Annotated in this window: 19 protein-coding genes; 13 read left to right on the top strand and 6 right to left on the bottom strand. The window is 64.1% G+C overall.

The genetic code is table 11. The features are described from left to right. Window positions 1-54 precede the first annotated feature (54 nt). From PSO31014_RS19250 to msrA, 10 genes are all read left to right on the top strand, one after another. Window positions 55-1,104 (top strand): 2,5-dihydroxypyridine 5,6-dioxygenase NicX family protein, encoded by a 1,050-nt coding sequence (locus PSO31014_RS19250; RefSeq protein ID WP_150553082.1) that lies wholly within the window; start codon window positions 55-57, stop codon window positions 1,102-1,104. Beyond that, window positions 1,101-1,898: an alpha/beta fold hydrolase gene (locus PSO31014_RS19245; protein WP_150553081.1), complete on the top strand. Its 798-nt coding sequence runs from the start codon at window positions 1,101-1,103 to the stop codon at window positions 1,896-1,898. The genes PSO31014_RS19250 and PSO31014_RS19245 overlap by 4 nt, the downstream gene beginning before the upstream one ends. Before the next feature lie 9 nt (window positions 1,899-1,907). Then, window positions 1,908-3,152, top strand: coding sequence for an acyl-CoA dehydrogenase family protein (locus PSO31014_RS19240; protein ID WP_017235003.1), 1,245 nt, complete (start codon window positions 1,908-1,910; stop codon window positions 3,150-3,152). A gap of 45 nt (window positions 3,153-3,197) precedes the next feature. Further along, on the top strand, window positions 3,198-4,748 hold the full coding sequence (locus tag PSO31014_RS19235; protein ID WP_150553080.1) for a class I adenylate-forming enzyme family protein: 1,551 nt from the start codon (window positions 3,198-3,200) through the stop codon (window positions 4,746-4,748). Between the two features lie 246 nt (window positions 4,749-4,994). After that, entirely contained in the window at window positions 4,995-5,741 is a 747-nt protein-coding gene (locus tag PSO31014_RS19230; RefSeq protein WP_150553079.1) for an IclR family transcriptional regulator, read from the top strand. A 37-nt stretch (window positions 5,742-5,778) separates the two neighbouring features. Further along, a complete protein-coding gene (locus tag PSO31014_RS19225) occupies window positions 5,779-6,516 on the top strand; it encodes a transporter substrate-binding domain-containing protein (protein ID WP_150553078.1) in 738 nt (245 codons plus the stop codon). 112 nt (window positions 6,517-6,628) lie between these two features. Then, on the top strand, window positions 6,629-7,297 hold the full coding sequence (locus PSO31014_RS19220) for an amino acid ABC transporter permease (protein WP_150553077.1): 669 nt from the start codon (window positions 6,629-6,631) through the stop codon (window positions 7,295-7,297). Further along, window positions 7,294-8,070 carry an amino acid ABC transporter ATP-binding protein gene (locus PSO31014_RS19215; RefSeq protein WP_150553076.1) on the top strand — a complete coding sequence of 259 codons (777 nt, stop codon included), beginning with the start codon at window positions 7,294-7,296 and terminating at the stop codon, window positions 8,068-8,070. Before PSO31014_RS19220 ends, PSO31014_RS19215 begins: the two co-directional genes overlap by 4 nt. A 19-nt stretch (window positions 8,071-8,089) precedes the next feature. Beyond that, window positions 8,090-9,037 (top strand): formimidoylglutamase, encoded by a 948-nt coding sequence (gene hutG / locus PSO31014_RS19210; protein ID WP_150553075.1) that lies wholly within the window; start codon window positions 8,090-8,092, stop codon window positions 9,035-9,037. A 158-nt stretch (window positions 9,038-9,195) separates the two neighbouring features. Next, window positions 9,196-9,771 (top strand): peptide-methionine (S)-S-oxide reductase MsrA, encoded by a 576-nt coding sequence (gene msrA, locus PSO31014_RS19205; RefSeq protein WP_246176866.1) that lies wholly within the window; start codon window positions 9,196-9,198, stop codon window positions 9,769-9,771. 60 nt (window positions 9,772-9,831) lie between these two features. Here the strand turns inward: msrA and PSO31014_RS19200 are convergent, their stop codons facing one another. After that, window positions 9,832-10,182, bottom strand: a complete 351-nt coding sequence (locus PSO31014_RS19200; protein ID WP_150553074.1) for a hypothetical protein — start codon at window positions 10,180-10,182, stop codon at window positions 9,832-9,834. A 420-nt stretch (window positions 10,183-10,602) separates the two neighbouring features. Between PSO31014_RS19200 and PSO31014_RS19195 the strand changes: the two genes are divergently transcribed. Further along, complete coding sequence (locus tag PSO31014_RS19195) at window positions 10,603-12,141, top strand: MFS transporter (protein ID WP_150553120.1); 1,539 nt, start codon at window positions 10,603-10,605, stop codon at window positions 12,139-12,141. A 168-nt stretch (window positions 12,142-12,309) separates the two neighbouring features. Further along, on the top strand, window positions 12,310-13,503 hold the full coding sequence (gene fabV, locus PSO31014_RS19190; RefSeq protein WP_150553073.1) for an enoyl-ACP reductase FabV: 1,194 nt from the start codon (window positions 12,310-12,312) through the stop codon (window positions 13,501-13,503). Between the two features lie 232 nt (window positions 13,504-13,735). Here fabV and PSO31014_RS19185 read toward each other — a convergent pair whose 3' ends face one another. The 4 genes from PSO31014_RS19185 to PSO31014_RS19170 all read right to left on the bottom strand — a co-directional run bounded on the left by PSO31014_RS19185 (window position 13,736) and on the right by PSO31014_RS19170 (window position 19,157). Continuing rightward, a complete protein-coding gene (locus PSO31014_RS19185) occupies window positions 13,736-14,869 on the bottom strand; it encodes a DUF72 domain-containing protein (protein WP_150553072.1) in 1,134 nt (377 codons plus the stop codon). Then, window positions 14,866-16,077 (bottom strand): SAM-dependent methyltransferase, encoded by a 1,212-nt coding sequence (locus PSO31014_RS19180; RefSeq protein WP_150553071.1) that lies wholly within the window; start codon window positions 16,075-16,077, stop codon window positions 14,866-14,868. The genes PSO31014_RS19185 and PSO31014_RS19180 overlap by 4 nt, the downstream gene beginning before the upstream one ends. Window positions 16,078-16,190: 113 nt before the next feature. Continuing rightward, window positions 16,191-16,838, bottom strand: a complete 648-nt coding sequence (gene pdxH, locus PSO31014_RS19175) for a pyridoxamine 5'-phosphate oxidase (protein ID WP_150553119.1) — start codon at window positions 16,836-16,838, stop codon at window positions 16,191-16,193. A gap of 282 nt (window positions 16,839-17,120) precedes the next feature. Beyond that, window positions 17,121-19,157: an AsmA family protein gene (locus tag PSO31014_RS19170; protein ID WP_246176856.1), complete on the bottom strand. Its 2,037-nt coding sequence runs from the start codon at window positions 19,155-19,157 to the stop codon at window positions 17,121-17,123. A gap of 40 nt (window positions 19,158-19,197) precedes the next feature. Between PSO31014_RS19170 and PSO31014_RS19165 the strand changes: the two genes are divergently transcribed. Further along, window positions 19,198-20,034 carry a tRNA threonylcarbamoyladenosine dehydratase gene (locus tag PSO31014_RS19165; RefSeq protein ID WP_150553070.1) on the top strand — a complete coding sequence of 279 codons (837 nt, stop codon included), beginning with the start codon at window positions 19,198-19,200 and terminating at the stop codon, window positions 20,032-20,034. Window positions 20,035-20,244: 210 nt separating this feature from the next. Here PSO31014_RS19165 and PSO31014_RS19160 read toward each other — a convergent pair whose 3' ends face one another. Next, window positions 20,245-21,897, bottom strand: coding sequence for an AMP-binding protein (locus PSO31014_RS19160; RefSeq protein ID WP_150553069.1), 1,653 nt, complete (start codon window positions 21,895-21,897; stop codon window positions 20,245-20,247). Window positions 21,898-22,233 lie beyond the last annotated feature (336 nt).

Genomic DNA, 22,233 nt, shown 5'->3' with positions numbered 1-22,233 from the left:
TGCCAGAGGGGAATGTCCCCGGCAGGCGAGAAGGTCAAACGCTCAGGAGACGACATGCTGATCGAGCGAATCGAGCATAAGTGGATCGACGTATTTGCCGAGACCTTGCGGCGCTGCGGCATCGGACCCGGTGATGTGGTGGCGATTGTAGCCGAAACGCAATCCCGGCCTGTCAACGTGGAATTAGCGCAACTTGCCGCCGAATCGCTTGGCGCCGCGCCTTTCCGGCTGGTCGTGCCGAGTCCGCGCGTGAGTGCGCCGGTGCCGGTGCGCTCAACCGGCGCAAGCGATGCGCTGGCGGGATTGGCGCCCGTCGTCGCCGCGCTCAAGGCGGCCACGCTGGTCGTCGACTGCACGGTCGAAGGCCTGTTGCATGCCCCCGAACTGCCCGACATCCTCGGCGGGGGTGCGCGCGTGTTGATGGTCTCGAACGAACATCCCGAAATTCTGGAACGCTGCGCGACTGACCCGGCGCTGGAGCCGAAAGTGCGCGCCGCGATCAAGCGTTTGCGTGGGGCCGCCCAAATGCACGTCACCTCCGCCGCCGGTACCGATCTGCGCATCGGGCTTCGCGATGCGCGTGTGGGCGGTGTCTGGGGCTGGTGCGCCAAGCCGGGGCAGGTGGCCCACTGGCCGGGCGGTCTGGCGCTGGCATTCCCCGCCGCGCACAGCGTGAACGGACAGCTCGTGCTGGCCCCCGGCGACATCAACCTCACATTCAAGCAATATCTGCGCGATCGCATCGCGCTCACCGTCGAAGACGACTATGTTGTCGCCATCGATGGCGAAGGTGTGGACGTCGACCTCATGCGCGACTACTTCGCGGCGTGGGGCGATCGCGACGCCTATGCCGTCTCGCACGTCGGCTTCGGCCTGAACCCTCGTGCCCGCTGGGACGCACTCGCCTGTTACGACAAGCGCGATTGCAACGGCACCGAGCAGCGCGCCTTTGCCGGCAACTTCCTGTACTCGACCGGTGCCAACGAAGTGGCGGGACGTCACACGCTCGGGCACTTCGACCTGCCGCTGCGGCGTTGCACGATCGCGCTCGACGGCGACGTCGTTGTGCGCGACGGGCAATTGCAAGGCGAGTTCGCGTCATGACGCGCCTCGTGCCCGCCTGTCGCATCGCCGGTGACGGTCCGCTCACGCTCGTGCTGCTGCATGGCATCGGCGGCAATCGTCACGTGTGGCCCGCGCAATTCGAGACGTTCGTGGCGGCCGGTTATCGCGTGGCCGCCTGGGACATGCCCGGTTACGGCGAGAGCGCCATGCCCGCCGAGCCGACAATGGCGGCGCTGGCCGACCGCTTGCGAACGCTGCTCGATGCGTTGGGGCCATCGCGCTTCGTGCTCGTCGGTCACAGCATGGGCGGCATGGTCGCGCAGGAGCTGATGGCGCGCGGCGCGCCGTTCTCGCACGATATCGCCGCGCTGATCCTGTGCGGCACGTCCCCTGCGTTCGGCAAGCCCGACGGCGACTTTCAGCGCGAGTTCGTGCGGCAGCGCACCGCCCCGCTCGACGCAGGCAAGACCTTGCGCGAGATGGCTGAAGCCATCGTGCCGGGCATGCTCGGCGAACCCTGCGCGGCCGCGCGAGCGAGTGCGCAGGCACTGGCCGTCGACGCGATGGGCGCGCTCACGCCCGCAGCGTACCGCACGGCGCTCCAGGCCTTGGTCGGTTTCGAACAACGCGCCGCACTCGCGCGTCTCGCCGTGCCGGTACTGCTCGTCGCCGGTGAGCATGACACCAACGCGCCGGCGAAAGTCATGGAGCGCATGGCCGAATCCATCCCGGAGGCGCGCTATGTCTGCCTGCCCGGCGCCGGGCATCTCATGAATCTGACGCATCCGGCGGCATTCAACGCCGAGGTGCGCGCTTTCCTCGAAACACTCTAGGAGACCACCGTGGCCTATCAGCCCCCTTCGATCGTCGGCGAGCATCATCCGCTCACGGACAAGCAACGGCGCCTGCTGGCGCTGGCCGAGCAGGTAGGACGCGAGTCGCTCGCGCCGCGTGCCGCCCGCTGGGATCGCGAAGCGTCGTTCCCGTTCGAGAACTACGACGACATGCGCGCCGCCGGCTTGCTGAAGTTGTGCATTCCCGAATCGGACGGCGGCCTGGGCGCCGATTTCGCCACGTACATGATGGTCTCCGCCGAACTGGGCCGCCATTGCGGCGCGACGGCGCTCACGTTCAACATGCACACGTGTTCGATGATGTGGACCGGCATTCTCGCCGACGATCTCGACATGACGCCCGAGCAACGCGCCGAGCATGCGCGTTATCGTGAGCATCACTTCGCGCGCGTGATCCAGGACGGGGCGATCTATGCGCAACCGTTCTCCGAGGGCAGCGCGGCCGCGGCGGGCAAGGCGCCGTTCGGCACCACGGCGACGAAAGTCGACGGCGGGTGGAAGATCAATGGACGCAAGATCTTCGCGTCGCTCTCTGGGGCGGCGAACTACTACGGCGTGCTGTGCACCGAAGACAAGCCCGAGTTGTCGATGAAGGACACGTTCTATATCGCCGTGCCCGGCGACGCCCCTGGCGTCACCGTGACCGGCGACTGGGATCCGCTCGGCATGCGCGGCACCGTCTCGCGCACGCTGCTTTTCAAAGACGTGTTCGTTCCCGACGAATTGCAGCTGATGCCGCGCGGCGTCTACTATCAGGCCGCCAGTCGTTGGCCGCACATGTTCATGACGCTGGCCCCGACGTACATGGGCATCGCGCAGGCAGCGTACGATTTCACCGTGCGCTATCTGCGCGGGGAAGCCGAGGGGATGGGGGCGCCGGTCAAGCGTCGCATGTATCCGACCAAGCAGATTGCTGTCGCGCAGATGCACATCATGCTTGAGCAGACGCGCGCGCTTTTCCTGCGCGCGTTGCAGGACGGGCGGGCCGACCCGGGCAAGGAGGCGCGTCTGCGCGCCTATGCGGCGCAGTACACGATCATGGAGAATGCCAACGAGCTGTGCCGTCTGGCCATTCGTACGTGCGGCGGACAGTCGATGCTCAAGACGCTGCCGCTCGAACGCCTGTATCGTGATTCGCGTTGCGGTGCGCTGATGTTGCCCTGGACCGCGGAGCTGTGCCTCGATCGCATCGGCCGCGAGGCGCTTTACGAACCGGGCGAGCGCGACGAGTAAGCTACGCACTCACGCCTCACCGTCTCTCTTTTCACGGAGAATCAGTTGACGCCCTTTGTAGAAGCGCTTGCCCGTCACGCACGTGCCACGCCGCAGCGGCTGGCGCTGCGCTGCGGCGTTGGCGACGAAGCGCAGCAGACCGACTTCGCCGCACTGTGGCGCCGCATCGAACGCGTGGGCGGCCATCTGCGCGGCACGTGGCGGATCGCTCCCGGCGAGCGCGTCGCATGCCTGGGTTTAAACGATGAGCTGCAACTGGCGCTGCTGTTCGCGTGCGCACGTGCCGGCGCCATCTTCCTGCCGCTGAATTTCCGCCTCGCGGTCCCCGAGCTGGCGGGCATCGTGCGCCATGCCGGGGTGCGCGTGCTCTGGTCCGATGCAACACATCGCGACATGGCCCGTCAGATTCGCGATGCGCTCGAAGCCACCGGCGACGCCGACCTGCCGCCACCCGCCATTGCGTCGATCGAAGGGCTGATCGCGGTGCCATCGATCAAGCCGGTCGATTACCCTGACGTCGCAGCCGATGCCCCCGTGTTGCTCGCCTATACATCGGGCACAACGGGCGAACCCAAGGGGGCATTGCACACGCAGGCCGGGCTGCTGGCCAACGCCGAGGCCAGTTGGTGGGCGCACGAGATGCGTGCCGACGACCACGTCCTCTCGACCTTGCCGATGTTCCACGTCGGCGGTTTGTGCATCCAGACGTTACCGGCGCTGTTGCGCGGGGCGAGCGTTACGCTGCATCCGCGCTTCGATCCGGCCGCCTGGCTCACCGACGTGGCGAAACATCGCCCGACGCTGTCGTTGATGGTGCCCGCGACAATGCGCGCGGTGCAATGCCATCCGCTATGGCAGACGACCGATCTGTCCTCGTTGCGCGGCGTGATGGCCGGATCGAGCGTTGTGCCGATGTCGGCCATCGACGCCTTCCATGCACGCGGCATTCCGCTCGGGCAAGTCTATGGCGCGACGGAGACCGGTCCGGTTTCGATCGCGTTGCGCTTCGGCGAGGCGAAGGCGCATCCGGGCGCGGTTGGCCGGCCGTGCCCCGGCGTGGAAGTCCGCCTGACCGATGCCGCGGGCCAGCCGGTTCTCGCCGGAGACGTTGGCGAGATTCTCGTGCGCGCGCCGAATGTGATGCGTGAGTACTGGCGCGCGCCGGACCACGCTTCATTTGAAGGCGGCTGGTTTCACTCCGGCGATCTGGCGCGGTTGCGCGACGACGGTTGTTTCGAAGTCGTGGGTCGCAGCAAGGACATGATCATCTCGGGCGGCGAGAACATCTATCCGGCAGAAATCGAAAACGCGCTGGTCGACTGTCCGGGTGTGTTGGAGGCCGCTGTCGTCGGGGTGCCGGATGAGCGATGGGGCGAGGTGCCCGTTGCCGTCGTCGTGTCCGCTTCATCGGCGAGCGCGACGCAACAGTCCGTGCTCGATTTCCTCGGCGCACGCATCGCTCGCTTCAAATTACCGCGACGGGTGGTCATCGTCGACGCACTGCCGAAGAGCGCCCTTGGGAAAGTGCAGAAGCCGATTCTCATTGGCTGGCTATCGGCGGCCTCCGAATCGCGAACGTCGATGCTCGGTCGATAATAAAAAACATCACCCGGTTGTCGCTGAAAAGACGCCGAATCCCTTGTTTCATAAGGGGTTCGGCGTTTTTTTATGCGCCGCTTGCGTAATGCGCAAGGGAAAATCCCTATGCGTAATCCTTCGGTTTGTTACCATCCGGTGGGAATTCAATTTTTTACTTTGGGAATTGCGTCGCAAGATAGCGCCCATGTCGTCATCAACGGGATAGCCCGCTGATTTCTTTGCTTTCTTTGGCTTTTTAAGACGATGGACACCACCGAAGCGCAATCGGTCTCAGAGCGCGTGTTGCAAGTCCTGGTGACGGTTGCACGTCATGGACGACCGATCGCAGCGCGCGAGATCGCCGCGCAAACCAGCCTGCCGCTTTCTACGGTTTACCGCCACCTCGTGCCGCTCAAGAAGTGGGGCCTGGTGCAGGAGCACGCCCATGAGGCGCTCTACGAACCGGGCCCGGTCGGCGTGCAATTGGCGTGGGGTTTCGACCACAACTCGCATCTTGTCACCCAGGCACGCGAAGAAATCGAAGCCCTCGTGCAGCGCACTGGCGAGACCGTCGGCCTGCTGGTCGCCGCGAATGGCCAGGTCGTTTGCCTCGACATGCACGAGAGCGAGCAATCGCTGCGCTGCTCCTTTGCGAAGGGGCGTGCCCACCCGCTCGTGCATGGCGCTTCGGCCAAGGCACTGCTCTCGTTCCTGCCGCAAGCCACCCGCGAGAGCTTGATCGGCCGACAACTGGCGGGCCAGCCGGTGGCGCAGGAGCGTCTGGTCGCGCAGGTCGAGGAGATCCGCAAGCAGCGGTATGCGGTGTCCGAAAGCGAAGTCGACTTCGGCGTCTGGGGCGTGTCGGCCCCGGTGTTCGCCGCCAAGGAGCGTTTGGAAGGCACCATCACCTTGATGGCGCCGGCCGTGCGTGTGGCTCAGCGCCACGACGAGCTGATTCGCCTCACGTTGGCGGCAGCCGAGCGTATTTCGAATCGATTGCAATACTTTTAACCGGTTATCCGACCGAGACTACACGAAGGAGTCCCAGATGAAATTGCGTCACATCCTGTTCACGATGGCGCTGGCCATCACCTGCTCGAGCAAGGTTTTCGCGGCCGACGACGTGCTGCGTGTCGCCACCGATGCGACCTTCCCGCCATTCGAATACGTGGAAAACGGCAAGCGTACCGGCTTCGACGTCGAGATGATCGAAGCCCTCGGCAAGGTCATGGGCAAGAAGATCGAGTGGATCGACATCGACTTCAAGGGCCTGATCCCGGCCGTGCTGTCCAAACGTGCCGACGTGGCCGCATCGGCGATCTATATCACCGACGAGCGCCTGAAGGTCGTGAATTTCACGCATCCGTACTACACCGGCGGTCTGGCGATTCTGGTCAAGGCTGACAACACGGCCATCAAGGAACCGGCCGACCTGAACGGCAAGAAGGTGTCGGTCCAGGTGGGCACGAAGTCGGTGCAGTTCCTGAAGGAAAGCTACCCGAAGGTCGAGCGCGTGGAAGTCGAGAAGAACGACCAGATGTTCGAACTCGTGAAGATCGGCCGCGCCGACGCCGCCGTGACCGGCAAGCCGGCGGCGCTGTTGTACGCCAAGGCGAATCCGGTCGTGAAGGTGCTCGACAAGACGCTGACCGTCGAGCGCTATGGTTTCGCCGTGCGCAAGGGCGACACCGAGCTGACCAACGAGATGAACAAGGCGCTGGAGAAGGTGCGTGCCGACGGCACCTACGCCGCGCTGGTCGCCAAGTACTTCGGTACCGCGAAGTAAGCTTTTCATCAACGTAATGCCAACGTAATACCGGGCGGGTCGACCGTCGCCCCGAGTGGGGAGACGGCGCCCGCCGACGCAATAAAGCCGTAGAGCTACTGACGGAGTACGCATGGAACTCGATTTTTCGCCGGTGTGGGCCAACTGGCAGGACCTCGCGCGGGGCGCACTCGTGACCGTCGAGGTAACGGCCTGCGCGCTGGCGCTGGGCTGCGTGTTGGGTTTGCTGATCGGCATGGGCCGCCTGAACCCGGCATATCGCATTCGCTACAGCATTTGTACCGCGTACGTCACATTCATTCGCGGTACGCCGCTGCTGGTGCAACTCTTCATCCTGTTCTTCGGCCTGCCGCAGTTCAACATTCTGCTGCCGGCATTCCTGTGCGGTGTGCTGGGCCTGGGCATCTATAGCGGCGCCTACGTCTCGGAAATCGTGCGCGGTGCCATCCAGTCGATCGAACGCGGTCAGATGGAAGCCGCCCGCTCGCTCGGCATGCCTTACGGCATGGCCATGCGTTCGGTGATTCTGCCGCAGGCGATCGTGCGCATGATCCCGCCGCTGGGCAATGAATTCATCGCGCTGATCAAGAACTCCGCGCTGGTGTCGCTGCTCACGATTCACGACGTGATGCACGAAGGCCAGAAGATCATCAGCGTGTCGTACCGCTCGCTCGAAGTGTATCTGGCGATTGCGTTTGTCTATCTGATTCTGACCGGCACCACCACGCTGCTGCTGCAGCGCGCCGAGAAGTCCCTGCGTGCCGGAGGTGCCGTGCAATGAACGAAGCGAAGAAGGAATTCGGCGCGCCGATCCTGAAGATCGAAGGACTGGGCAAGGCTTACGGCAGCCTTCAGGTACTCAAGGGCATCGATTTCGAAGTCGATGCGCGTCAGGTGGTTGTCGTCATCGGCCCGAGCGGCTCGGGCAAGAGTACGTTCCTGCGCTGCTGCAACGGGCTGGAGACGGCCGAGCAGGGCACTATCGAGATCGTCGGCCATAAGCTCGTCGATCAAGGCAAGATGATGGGCGAGAACGCCCTCAATCATCTGCGCACCCAAGTGGGCATGGTGTTCCAGTCGTTCAATCTGTTCCCGCACTTGACGGTGCTCGAGAACGTTACGCTCGCGCCGCGCAAGCTGCGCGGCATGAAGGGCGCCGAGGCCGAGACGCTGGCGCGCGAACTGCTCGCCAAGGTGGGACTGGCCGCGAAGGCGGACGTCTTCCCGGGCACGCTCTCGGGCGGACAGAAGCAGCGCGTGGCGATAGCCCGCGCGCTGGCCATGCAACCGCAGGTCATGTTGTTCGACGAGCCGACGTCGGCGCTCGATCCGGAACTGGTGGGAGAAGTCCTGCAGGTGATGAAGGCGCTGGCGAACGATGGCATGACGATGCTTGTCGTCACGCACGAAATGGGGTTCGCACGCGAAGTGGCGGATGTCGTGGTGGTGATGGACCAGGGCCGGATCATCGAAGCCGGGTCGCCCGAGCAGATCTTCACCGCGCCGCGCGAAGCGCGTACGCGGGAGTTTCTGCAAGCGGTTATTGCACGGTAAGGCAAGGCAGGCAAAACGTATGACAATCGATCGAACGGTCTGGCAAGGCCGCGTGGATACCGGTGAAGCCGGCCATACCCTGCGTCTGCATCAGATGCTGCGCGACTACGACGCGTCGCAGGTCGCGGGGGGCGCCGTTGTGCTGGGGTTTTGCAGTGACGAAGGTGTGCGCCGGAATCACGGACGTCAGGGGGCCGTCGCCGGCCCGGACATGCTGCGTCGCGCCCTGGCGAGCTTGCCCGTGCAGGGCTCGCCCGCAGTGTTCGATGGCGGCAATATCGTGTGTGCCGACGGCCGGCTCGAAGCGGCGCAGGCCGCACTCGGCCATCGCGTGGCCGAGGTGCTGGCGGCGGGCGCCCGTCCGGTAGTGCTGGGGGGCGGACACGAGATCGCCTACGGCACATTCCTTGGCGTGGCCGAGCACTTTGGCGACCGTTTGCGCGACGAGCCGATGCTGATCCTCAACTTCGACGCCCACTTCGATTTGCGCGCCCAACCGACCGCCAGCTCGGGCACACCGTTCTGGCAAATCTCGCAGTGGCTCGCGGGCCGTCAGGCGCCGTTCCGCTACGCGTGTCTCGGCGTGAGCCGCTACAGCAATACCGACGCGCTGTTCGAGCGGGCGGCGGCGCTGCAGGTGGACTATTGGCTCGACGAGGCCATGCTGGCGCATCGGCTGCCGGAGATGTGTGAACGACTCGACGCGATGCTCGCCGAGGTGAGCCACGTGTACCTGACGATCGACATGGACGTGTTGCCGGGCGAGAAGGCGCCGGGGGTATCGGCGCCGGCGGCCCATGGCGTGGCGCTCGAAGTGGTCGAGGCGCTCATCGGTGTGGTGCGTCGTTCGGGCAAGCTGCGCGTGGCGGATATCGCCGAGTACAACCCGACGTACGACCGCGACGGTCTCACGGCCCGCGTCGGTGCGCGTCTGCTGCATCCGCTTATCACGCAATTTCAGGGCTAGGCCGATAGTCGTGCGCGGGCGCGACATGCGGGCTGCATAGGGTTATTTGCGCCGTTCACCGGACTTCTGCGCGACAATAGGGCGGGCGATCTGCACATGGATCGCCCGCCCTATTGGTTTGGTGCGCCGCGGCAAAATCATAGTCGACAAGCGAGGTCATGATGACAGAGCAGACGAACTCCCTGAGCAATACCCATATGGAAGTTGCCACGCTGGCCGGTGGTTGTTTCTGGTGCATCGAGGCCTGCTACCAGCAGCTCGATGGCGTCAAGTCCGTAGTCTCGGGCTACGAGGGCGGTCATGTCGACAACCCGACCTACGAGCAAGTCTGCGAGGGCGAAACCGGTCACGCGGAAGTGGTGCGGCTGACGTACGACCCCAGCGTCGTCACGTTCGAGGAACTGCTGATCGTGTTCTTCCAGATCCACGATCCGACCACCGTCAATCGGCAGGGCAACGACATCGGCACGCAATATCGCTCCGCCATCTTCTATCAGGACGAGGCGCAGAAAACGGCGGCGGAACATCTCATCGCCGAGTTGATGGCCGAGATGACCTATGCGCATCCGGTCGTCACCCAAGTGGTGCCCGCGCAGACGTTCTGGCCCGCCGAAGCGTATCACCAGAACTACTTCCGTCAGCATCCCGATCAGGGGTACTGCGCTTATGTCGTGGCGCCGAAGCTCAAGAAATTCCGCGAGAAGTTTGCGCGCCGGCTCAAGACGGCGGCTTAACCCGGACCGCGGGCGTTCGACGGGCGTTCGGCGGGCCCGCCGTCGAAGCGCATTGGCGTGTCATCCAACGACACGCACGGGCGCGTCTGCGGTTTCGGCGAGCAATATCAGGCAAGGCTCGCCGACGTCGGAGGCATGCCCGTAGGCGGCGTCGAGGCTGTCGAAGTAGAACGCTTCGGCGGCGCGCGGTACCTGTTGCGTGACGATCTCGAAGCGATGGTGATCGAAGCGAATGTCTAGATACGTAAAGCTCCCGTAGCACCAAACCACATAGCCAGCAAATGGCAACGCAGCGGGCAGTGGGGGGAGTGCTGGGGGTGGGCGCGTCGCGTGCGGCGCGTCGCCCGACGCGGCAGCGGCCTGCGTCTCCAGCCAGCGTCGATAGTCGTTGCGCACGGGGCGATGTCTCATGGGCGTATCTCCTGATGGGGGCCAACGACGGGCAATGATCGGCAAAGGCCGTCAGCGACCGGGACGCACTTATGATGCCGAGTGTGTGTGCCGTTGGGCTAAAGGAGTCTCCGAAAGAGGTATCGGACAACACCGCGTTCTGGCGAAACGAGGGAGGCGACGCGCGGCGGGGCGGTTGCCGTGTTCGTGAATATGACTCGGTCTGCCGTTGAATTTTCTTCGAAGGCAGTTGCCATCGTGGGTTTCGCACGGTCGGATCTCCGCCCGGTGGGGCGTGGCGGGCGTCAACGCCCGGAAAGCCGCGCCGCGCCTAACCGTTCATATGTTCATTAATTTTCACGTAAAATGGCGGCTCCCCTCCATGTCGTCTTCAGGTAGCCCGCCGTGCGCCCCCTGCCTTTTCGCGATGCGTTGATGGCCATGATTGGCATCGCGCTCGTCAACATGCTGGTCGCCCTCGACCAGACCGTCGTCAGTACTGCGCTGCCGTCCATCGTCGCAGAACTCAAGGGTTTCGAGTATTACGCCTGGATCGCGAGCATTTACCTGCTGGCCTCCGTCGTGACCGTGCCGGTGTTCGGACGACTCGGCGATTACTTCGGCCGTCGCCGGTTCGTGATCGCCTCGGTGCTGACCTTTACCGTCGCCTCGGTGCTTTGCGGTCTGGCCCCCAACATGCCGTTCCTTGTTTTCGCGCGCGGGTTGCAGGGGATCGGTGGCGGCATGATGGTTGGTACCGCCTTTGCGTCCGTGCCCGATCTGTTCCCGGACGCTCGCTCGCGCGTGCGCTGGCAGGTCGTGATCACCACGGCCTATGGCATCGGCACGGCGGCGGGGCCATCGCTGGGCGGCCTGCTCTCCGAGCATTTCGGCTGGCGCTCCACATTTTTCGTGAACCTGCCGGTCGGTCTGGCGGCGCTGTATTTCGTCTGGCGATATCTCCCCAGGTTTCCGTTGGCACATCAGGGCGACGTGCGCGTCGATTGGCGCGGCGCGCTGTGGATCGCCGTCGTACTCGGCGGCTTCCAGGTGTTCATCGAGAACTTGCCGGCCCATGGCGCATCGCTCGGGAATGGGCTGTTGATTGCCGGCGTTGCGATCGGCTTCTGGCTACTGCTGCGTACGGAACGGCGGGCCACTCATCCCATCGTGCCGCTCGACATGTTCCGTCACCCGCAGCTCGTGGTGCTCTTCACGTTGTCGGTGCTGATCGGCTTCGTGATGTACTCGCTGATCTTCTTCGCGCCATTGCTGTTGCAGGGCGGCTTCGGTCTCAGCCCGCAGGCCGCTGGCTTGATCGCGACGCCGCTTGCCGCGTGCATCGCGCTGGGCAGCTTCATCAATACGCCGATCGTGGTGCGTCTGTCGCGGCCGACGAACATGCTGATCCTCGGGTTCTGTCTGCTGGCCGTCGCCTCGGCCGGGGTAGGGCTGTCCCATCGCGTGACGTCGCACGGCATGATCGCGCTGATGATGGGCTGTGCGGGCATCGGCATCGGCTTCATTCTGAACAACATGAATGTGTTCGGGCAGGAAATCGCCGGGCGCGAACGTTTCGGCATCACCACCGCGCTGCTGCAGTCGACGCGCATGGTCGGCGGCATGCTCGGCACGACGATCGTGGGCACGCTGGTCAATCACTGGTATGCCAACGGGGTGGCCGGTGTGGTGTCGGGCTACGACGGCACGCCGGCGGCCCATGCCGTCGGCCGTGCGCTCGACCCGCGCATTCTGATCGATCCGGTCCTGCGTGCCGACCTGTTGACCGATCTGCGGGCCATGGGGATCGACGGCATGCCGCTGGTCGAAACCGCTCGCCAGACGCTCGTGAACGCCGTCCACGCCGGGGTGCTGCTCACCGGGATCGCGGCGATTGCCGCGGCCTTGCTGGTGCGTCGTATCCGGCAGATTCAGTTTCCCAAGCGACATGATCGCTCGGCCGTGGCCGCACCCGAATAAGCCGCGAGCCGTCCGGCGTTGTCCGAACGGACTTCGCCGTGTGTCTGAAAGCCAAAGCATGGGGTGAGAGAAGCCCCGTCAAAATGCCGGGTCGGTCCCGACCTCGTTTACAATGCGCGGTGTTTGCCGGGTGAGCCGGCATCTCCGATTTTTGTGAATGAGGTTTCCATGATCATCAAGCCACGCGTGCGCGGCTTCATCTGCGTCACCACCCATCCTGTCGGCTGCGAAGCCAACGTCAAGCAACAGATCGCGTATGTGCAGGCGCAGGGTGCGATTGCGAACGGCCCGAAGAAGGTGCTCGTGATCGGCGCGTCGACCGGCTACGGCCTGGCTGCGCGCATTACCGCCGCCTTCGGCAGCGACGCCGCAACGCTGGGCGTGTTCTTCGAGCGCGCGGGCAGCGAGACCAAGCCGGGAACGCCGGGTTGGTACAACACGGCCGCGTTCGACAAGTTCGCTACCGAGAAGGGGCTTTACGCGAAGAGCATCAACGGCGACGCCTTCTCCAAGGAAATCAAGGCCAAGACCATCGAGACGATCAAGCAAGATCTCGGTCAGGTCGATCTGGTCGTCTACAGCCTGGCTTCGCCGCGCCGCACGCATCCGGAAACGGGGCAGGTGTTCAGCTCGGTGCTCAAGCCGGTGGGCAAGTCGGTGACGCTGCGCGGTATCGATACCGACAAGGAAGTCGTCAAGGCGTCGGTGTTCGAGCCGGCCACGCAGGAAGAGATCGACAACACGGTTGCCGTCATGGGCGGAGAAGACTGGCAGATGTGGATCGACGCGCTTGCCGACGCGGGCGTGCTCGCCCCGGGCGCCAAGACCACGGCGTTCACGTATCTCGGCGAAAAGCTCACGCACGATATCTACTGGAACGGGTCGATTGGCGCTGCCAAGAAGGATCTCGACGAGAAAGTGCTGGGCCTTCGCGCCAAACTCGCGGTCAGCGGCGGGGACGCCCGCGTCGCGGTGCTCAAGGCGCTGGTCACGCAAGCCAGCTCGGCCATCCCGATGATGCCGCTCTACCTCTCGCTGCTGTTCAAGGTGATGAAGGCGAAGGGCACGCACGAGGGTTGCATCGAGCAAATCTACGGCCTGTACAAGGACAGCCTGTATGGCGCGACGCCGAAGCTCGACGACGAAGGCCGTGTGCGCACCGATCAGAAGGAGCTTTCGCCCGACGTGCAAGCTGAAGTCGCTGCACTGTGGGACAAGGTGACCGACGAGAACCTGTACGATCTGACGGATTTCGCCGGCTACAAGCACGAATTCCTGCGCTTGTTCGGGTTCGAGATCGACGGTGTGGATTACGAGGCCGACGTGAATCCGGACGTGCCGATTCCGCATCTCGTGGCGTAAAGCGAAAGGACGTCCGGGAGCGTTCAAGCACTTCGCGGGACGTTCAGCCGCTTCGCAGTGCAATCACGATGGCCCGAGTTCGGCGCAGATGCCGGCTCGGGCCATCGTCGTTTTCGCGAGGGGTGCGTGCCGAGCGTGGCGTGGTTGTGTCTTCACGTCTTCGCGCCGAGCGTTGCGTTGCCGCGTTGCCGCGTCGTCGCGTCGTTCCGTCGTCGCATCGGGCAGGCCATCGTCACTCCGCGCTGGCGAGCGACGGTGTCGAAGACAACTCGACGATACGTTCGGCCAACGCGCGGCACGACAGCGGTGAAGAGCCTTCGGCCTTGTTGTTGACGATCACGTACACGGGATGCCCGGCGAGGGCGTAATGCGTGGCCAGCGCGGCCAGCACGTCGCGCGTGACCGGGTCGGGATCGACGATCTTGTCGAACGGCGCATATTTCGCCTTGGCTTGCTCGTAGCGATGGCCGCTGTTCAGATTCCAGCGGACCACGAGCGGCCCGGCGCCCGCTTCGTCGAGCATCGCCAGTGCCGCGGCCTGACGCTCCACATGGGGCATCCGCGCGTGCAGGCCGATGCAATAGCGCACGCCCAGTTGCCCCAGCGCCCGCATGAGACGCGGCGTGAGCAACGCGCCGTCGCGAATTTCCAGTGCATAGCATGGCCCCGGGGCGGCCAGACCGTCGGCCGTAGTGCCACCCTGCGGCAATGGTGGCAGCGCCGCGAAGAACGCTTCGATACGCTGAATCAGTGCAGGAATGTCACGTAGCAGTTCCGAGGGCAATGGCGAGACTTGAAACACGAGTACGCCGGCTTTCGGCCCGAGTCCGGTCAGACACGGGGTCACGAACTGCTCAGCAGCGATTCGCGCGTCCAGAAAGCAGGGGTTTGTGCTCAGGGCCTCACCCTTTTCCCCACGCACGAGCGCATCGGTGACGACGCTCGGCGCCTTGACCAGGAAGCGGAAGTTTTCCGGCACCTGCTGCGCATACGTCTGATATTCGACGATCGACATCGGCTTGTAGAACGACCGGTCGATCCCGACGCAACGCAGGACCGGGTGGCGCGCGTAAGCCGCGAGTCCCTGACGGGAAAGCTTGGCGTCGCTGTAGTCGTCGTCCCAGACAATGCCTTTCCAGCCGGGGAACGACCACGACGAGGTGCCCAATCGAATCGCGCCGGGCAACCGCTCGCCCACGCGGTGCAGGCTAGAGGAAATGTCGGCCGCACCGACACCGCCGCGGCGCGTCGTACCCGAGCGAGGGGCTTGGCTTTTCGTCGCCGCGGTGTCGCCATCGACCTGCCTGGCACGTCCGCCTGTCGCGGGATCGTCAGGCGCCGTGCCAAACAGATCGAACTGGCTCATCGGTTCTCGTACATGTAACGGCGCGACCAGGGCAGGCGCGTGGCGGACTGACCCGCCTTGCGGCAGACGATCTGATAAAGCGAGACGTGATCGTGCTCGAATGCGTAAGCGCAGCCTGCCAGGTACACGCGCCAGACGCGGAAGCGCTCTTCGCCCGCCAGTTCGCGCAGACGCGGGGCGTGCGCTTCAAAGCGCTCGGACCAGAGCGTGAGGGTGCGTGCGTAGTGACGACGCAAGCTTTCCACATCGCTCGCTTCGAGTCCGCCGCGCTGCATCGATTCGAGCGCGAGGCTGATGTGCGGCAACTCGCCATTCGGGAACACGTACTTGTCGATGAAATCGCCGCCGCCCATCGCCGTCTCGCCGCTGTCCGGATCGGTCGAGGTGATGCCATGGTTCATGGCGACGCCGTCGTCCTTGAGCAGCGACGCCATCTTGGCGAAGTAGTCTTTCAGGTTCTTGCGTCCAACGTGCTCGAACATCCCCACGCTCGTGATGCGATCGAACTGACCTTCCACGTCGCGGTAATCCTGGATGCGGATTTCGATCCGATCCGTCAGGCCGAGTTTCCTGACCCGTTCGGTGGCCAGATCGAACTGATTCTGCGAGAGCGTGATGCCGACACACTTCGCCCCGAACTTCTGCGCGGCGCGAATCACGAGGGCGCCCCAGCCGCAGCCGATATCGAGCAATGTCTGCCCGGGCTGCAAGGCGATCTTGGTGAGAATGTGATCGATCTTCTTCTCTTGCGCCGTGTCGAGGTCTTCGTCGCCGTTCTCGAAGTAGGCGCACGAATAGACCATGTTCTTGTCCAGCCAGAACTGGTAGAACTCGTTCGACACGTCGTAGTGGAACTCGATCGAGCGTTTGTCGGACTTCTTGCTGTGCGTGTAGTGGCGCACCGCACGTTCCAGCGGGCCGAGCGTGGTGAGGCTGCTGCCGGCGAGGGCGTAACTCATGTCGATGACGTCGACGAGCTTGCCCTCGACGTCGATCTCGCCCTTCACATAGGCCTCGCCGAGATTGTCCAGGCTGGGACTCAACAGACGCGTCATGGCCGCGGGGCCATTGATGCGCAACGTTACGCTGGGGTTGTCGAACGCGCCGAAATCGTAGTGCTGTCCATTCCAGAGCGCGAGGCGGATCGGCAGGTTGGAGGATGTCTTGACGCCGCTGACCCAGTTTTCGAGTTTTTTCTCCCACAACATGGATATGCTCCAAGTGTCACCAAAAAAACTTTATTCCGCAGCGCGCGGCGCAGTGCCGTCTCCTCGTCAAACGGGCAGGCAGGCATACCGCGTCGGCGTCGCCGACATCATGATTACGGGGACAGGCGCGCGACGCGCCAGGATCCGTCGGCAAGCTGGAAATATTTGATGCGATCGTGCAGGCGCGACTCGCGGCCCTGCCAGAATTCGAGGGTCTCCGGCACGAGCCGGTAGCCCCCCCAATGGGGCGGTCGCGGCGGAGCGTCGCCGAACTGGCGCCGGAATTCCGCCTCGCGTTGCTCGATGATGCTGCGATCCGCCACTTCGGCGCTCTGCACCGAGGCCCAGGCCCCCAGGCGGGAGCCCACCGGGCGCGAATGATAATAAGCGTCGCTCTCCGCTTCGCTCACCCTCTCGACACGGCCCTCGATGCGCACCTGGCGCTCGAGTTCGATCCAGTGGAACAGCAGGCAGCCGTATGGCGTGGCCGCCAGTTCCCGGCCTTTGCGCGACTCGTAATTCGTGAAGAACGTGAACCCGCTTTCGTCCGCACCCTTGATGAGCACGATGCGAGCGTCGGGTCGGCCGTCAGGCGTGACGGTGGCGAGCGTCATTGCGTTCGGCTCGAGCAGTTGGGCCGCAAGCGCTTGCTCAAACCAGCGTCGGAATTGATCGAACGGGCTGGGCGCGACATCGGTCTCGGAAAGTGAGCCGAGGGCGTAATTTTTGCGCAGGTCCGCGAGAGAAAGCGTCTGGGTCACGACGATCGGTGTCGGTCTGTTGCGGTTGGGGTTGCGACACAGTATAGCGAAGAGTCGGCGGACGTGTGCAAGAGACGATTTGCCGCATTGCCGGCGCATCGATTCGCCGAATGCACCGTGGGACGGGCGACTCGCGCCATGTGCTTGATATTTAAGGAGTGAAGTAACTAGCGGTCCTGTTGCCGCCATCCGCGACGTTGCGTGGCGCGGCAGCGACAATTCCCTCACGTTGGCATGGTCATTGCATTGGCTGAGCGAAGGGGACGTGATCGGCATGGGCGGTCAGGGCGTTTCCCGGCCCGGCCCGAACGTCGGGGCCGTGGCCGAAGCGCGCGGGTCGCGCTTGCCGTCGGCTGGACCGCCATTCGCGCCGGGCACCGGCTTGACCGCCGACGGATGGCGGCTGGGCGGATGCTGCAGGCTGGCGAGCAGTTCGCCGCAAGGGCTGTCCTTGCCCGGGCCGAGTTCGAGCAGTGGCACGAGGGCCGTGTATGGCGCGAGCACGCCCAGCGCGATCGCGCCCCCGGCGCGGGCGATCAGTGTCGGTACATTCACGCCGACGTCCGGATGCTTGAAGGTGCCGCGCACGTAGAGCGGCGAGCGCAAGGACAGGAGGCCGAAGTGCTTCGGCTCGGGCCGGATGGTCAGGTTGAAGTGCTCTCGCTTGAGATCGACCTGTCCGGTAACGCCAATGCTCGTGTCGTCGGTGTCGATGACGAACGTACGCGCGTCCATGACACCGTCGCGCACGGCAAAATCGGCGGCCGCGCATCGCATCTCGATCTGCTTGTCGCCGAAGAGCTTGGTGACGACGATATTGCCGACGTTGAGCCCCAGATACTCCAGCAGCAGCTTGCTCATCGAGCCGCGGTCGATCAGCGTCTTGATCTCGCCATTCGACGAACCGGCCAGTGCGGCAATCGAGTTGCCGGTCGCCGTGAGCGCGGCATCGCCGTTGACCTCACCGACGCTCGTTTTCATCAGGTCGACATCCGGCAGCAACTGCTTCACCTGCAGATGGCGGAGCGAGACCTGCGAGTCGACTTTCATGGGCGTGGTCTGCCCGTCGAGCACAAGGGTCGAGGTGATGCGTCCGCCGGCCACGCCGAATTCCAGCGGCCGGAGCGAGAGTACGCCGTCGTCGAGCACGAGATGGGTGACGAGGTTGTCGATCGGCAGGCGTTTGTCCTTGATGATCTTGCGGCCGGTGAACTGCACATCGGCATCGATGGCACGCCAGCGATCGGTCTTGAACGGGTCGACCGGCAGCACCTTGTCGGACGGCGGCGCTTTCGGTTTGCCCGTCAGATCGCCGCCGCCGGAAGGGTTCTGTGCGCCGACAAGCGGGCCGAGATCGACCAGCCGCAGTTGATTCGACACGACGGCGCCCTGCAGGATATTGCGCGGTTGCCGCTGGCGAAAGACCAGGGTGCCGGACAGATCGCTCTGCCCGACCTTGCCCTGGAAGCGTTCATAACGCCATACGCCCGCGGTATGCAGCAGATGACCGTTGGTCTCGTAGGCCGGGGTTTGCGGCAGCAGCACGCCGGTAATCGGATACAGGTCGGCCATCGTCGGCCCGGACAGGCGCAGATGCATGTCGAGCGCGGAGAGCGTGGCCGGATTCGTGAACGTGCCATTGGCGGCGATCTGCGTGCGTCCGATCCGCACGTCGGCATCGAGCGGGTAGGGATCGCCGGTATCTTCGAGTGAGAGCACGTCGCCCGCGCGGGCGTGGCCGGTGACGGCGACCTTGCGGAAGGTGCCTTTGATCGAGATGCCGATGCCGTATGGCGCCTGGCCGTCGATGGTGGCGATGTTCGCGTTCAGATCGAGTTGCTGCGGCACGAGATTGGCGTGTACCACGCCGTCTTCGAGTATCAGGCGGCCGATGCGCAGCGTCCACGGCGACGGTTTGCCGTCGCCCTTCGTGAAGGTCCAGTTGTTTTGCCCGTCGGCCCGCTGCTCGATGAGCACCTTCGGCGCGGACAAGGCGACTTCGGGCAGCACCACGCGCTTGTCCAGGAGCGGCAACCATTCAAGCGAGAACGTGAGCCGACCCAGCGTGATCATGTTCGGCGTCTGGCTCCACGCAACATTGCCTAACACGATATCATTCGCGATCAGGCGAGGCCGCGGCAGCCAGCGCCCCAGCCCCGGGGCATTGGCGTTCGGGGCCAGCCAGTGCAGCGAGAGGTCACCCCGGATGTCGAACGGACGACCGGTCGCGGCGCTCACCTCCCGGTTGATGAAGGGCCGGGCGTAGTTCCAGTCAAACCACGTGATGACCGCCGCGAATGCCAGCACGATGGAGACCATCGTGATCGCCAGCCATTTCAAGGACGTTACCCATCGCATCATGAACAGTACCCCGTCGATTATGGTTGCTCCGGCGCTTACCACGCCGCCGGAGGCAGATTTTGACGCCAGCCGCCGTTTCGGCGGCGTCGCGCGTTTATACGGTGACGACGGTCTCGCGCGTTTGCGTGACGCGCACGTGGCCGTCATCGGCATTGGCGGCGTTGGCTCGTGGGTGGCCGAGGCACTGGCGCGCAGCGCCGTGGGCCAACTCACGCTCATCGATCTCGATAACGTCGCCGAAAGCAATGCCAATCGTCAGGTGCATGCCCTCGACGGCAACTTCGGCAAGCCGAAGGTGACCGCGATGGCCGAGCGAATCCTGGCCATCAATCCTGCCTGCCGACTCACGCTGGTCGAGGACTTCGTTGCCCTGGACAACCTCGACGCCATGCTGGGTGGTGGCTTCGACTGGGTCGTCGACGCCATCGACAGCGTCCGCGTCAAGACGGCACTCATCGCGTGGTGCGTGGCGCATGCGCAGCGTCTGATCACCGTTGGCGGGGCCGGCGGTCAGCTCGATCCGACACGCATCCGTATCGACGATCTCACCCGCACGATCCAGGATCCGCTGTTGGCCAAAGTGCGCGCGCAATTACGCAAGCAACATGGTTTTGTCCGTGGGCCGAAAGCCAAGTTCAACGTACCCGCCGTGTACTCGGATGAGCCGTTGCAGTACCCGGAAGCGGCGTGCGCCCCCATTGAAGGGGCGAATGCCGTTGCGGGACCGCAGGGCCTGAACTGCGCCGGTTTCGGCTCGAGCGTGTGTGTCACGGCCACCTTCGGCATGGCGGCCGCCGCTTACGTTTTGAAGCGAATCGCGATAGGTGTCGCCTGAAGGCTTCGCTGCCGTGCACCTGTTGTACCAAGGTGCGCGCGTCACGTCTGTAACCAAAAGTTACGAATCAAGGCCGACCTCTCGACCGAGGGGGCGACGTTTCGCCGTCTGAAATGACAATGGCCGGGATGGGTCCCGGCCATTGTCAACGCGGCGCCAACGGTTCTGAATGTCGTTACGGATGACGAGACAACCCGGTGACGTGAATCGTTAGCGCAGTTCGCGGCGCAGCACCTTGCCGACCGGCGTCTTGGGCAGTTCCGTGCGGAACTCGATCACGTGCGGCACCTTGTAGTTCGTCAGGTGTTCGCGGCAGAAGTCGACGATGGCCTTCTCCGTCAGGTCTTGCGCCTTCTTGACGATCACGGCCTTCACCGCTTCGCCGGTGCGCTCGCTCGGCACGCCGACGACTGCCGATTCGAGCACGCCCGGGCACATGGCCAACACGCTCTCGACCTCGTTCGGGTACACGTTGAATCCCGATACGATGATCATGTCTTTCTTGCGATCGGTGATGCGCACGTACCCTTGTTCGTCCATCGTGCCGATATCGCCCGTGCGCAGCCAGCCATCGGGCGTGACCGTCTTGGCGGTCTCGTCCGGGCGGTTCCAGTAGCCCTTCATGACTTGCGGGCCGCGAACACAAATTTCCCCTTCCTGCCCGAAGCCGAGTGCTTCGTTGGCATCGTTGCGGATACTCACCTCCGTCGACGAGATCGGCAGGCCGATGGAGCCGTTGAACTCACTGCCAAGCGGGTTGATGCACACGGCGGGCGATGTCTCGGTCAGACCGTAGGCTTCGATCAGCGCATGGCCGGTGACCTTCTGCCAGCGCTCGGCCACCGCCCGTTGCACGGCGGCCCCGCCGCCGAGTGCGCACTTGAGTGCGCTGAAGTCGAGCTGGTCGAAGCCCGGGGTATTGAGCAGTCCGTTGAACAGCGTGTTGACGCCGGTCATGAACGTGAACCGCCACTTCCCCAATTCCTTCACGAAGCCGGGCATGTCGCGCGGGTTGGTGATCAGCAGGTTCAGCGCGCCCAGTTGCAGGAACACCAGGCAGTTCGCCGTCAGGCAGAAGATGTGATAGAGCGGCAGGGCGGTGACGATGATTTCCTTGCCTTCCTCGAGTCCCTCGCCGATCCAGGCGCGCGCCTGCAACATGTTGGCGATCATGTTGCGATGCGTGAGCATGGCGCCCTTGGCAACGCCGGTGGTGCCGCCCGTGTATTGCAGGAACGCGATGTCGTCGTGACCCAGGGGCACTTCCTGATGCGTGGCACGCGCGCCGTTCGCCAGCGCGGTGCGGAACGGCACGGCGTGCGGGATGTGCCACTCGGGCACCATCTTCTTCACATGGCGCACGACGTAGTTCACGATCCAGCGCTTGGGCGCGGGCACGAGGTCGCCGATGGCGGTCGTGATGACGTGCTTGACCGGCGTGTTGGGCAAGGCCTTTTGCAGCGTGGCGGCAAAGTTCTCGATCACGACGATGGCACCGCAGCCAGCATCCTGGAGTTGATGCTCGAGTTCGCCTGCGGTATAGAGCGGATTGACGTTCACGACGACCATCCCCGCACGCAGGATGCCGAAGACGGCGACCGGGTATTGCAGCAGGTTTGGCGACATGATCGCCACGCGCGAGCCGCGCTCCAGCCCGGGCAGGCTTTGCAGATACGCGGCGAAGTGGCGCGATTGGCGCTCGAGGTCGGCGAATGTCATCGTCACCCCGAGATTGGTGAAGGACGGGCGGTCCGCAAACTTTTGGCAGCTCTGCAGGAACAGATCGTTGAGCGAACGATACGTGTTGACGTCGATCTCGGCCGGCACGCCGGGCGGATAGCTCTTGAGCCAGACTTTTTCCATGAGCGCCTCCTTGAATATGGTTTTTATCGCATCGTCGTCGCCGGGGGAAGAGCATGGGCGCGCGGTGCGTGGTTTCATCGCATTTTCTTTGTGCCGCGCGCGAGAGGGTGCCGAACCGATTGTCTTGCCGATCCGAACTCGCGCGTGCGGCAAACGCGCCCTTCGACGCGCTGCAAAAAGCCGTAGCATACCGTGCCGTCTCGCGCAGGCGCACATGGAAAGCCCTGATTTGGCGCGGGTTTGCGTGGAGTAATTGTTCTAGCCGCAAAGACTTGCCAGCGTGGACGATTCCGCGCTAATCCCGCATGGAATGCGCGATACATTAGGGAAATCGGA

This window comes from Pandoraea soli (assembly GCF_902459595.1).
Taxonomy (GTDB): Bacteria; Pseudomonadota; Gammaproteobacteria; order Burkholderiales; family Burkholderiaceae; genus Pandoraea; species Pandoraea cepalis.
This window is presented reverse-complemented; position numbering and strand designations above follow the sequence as displayed.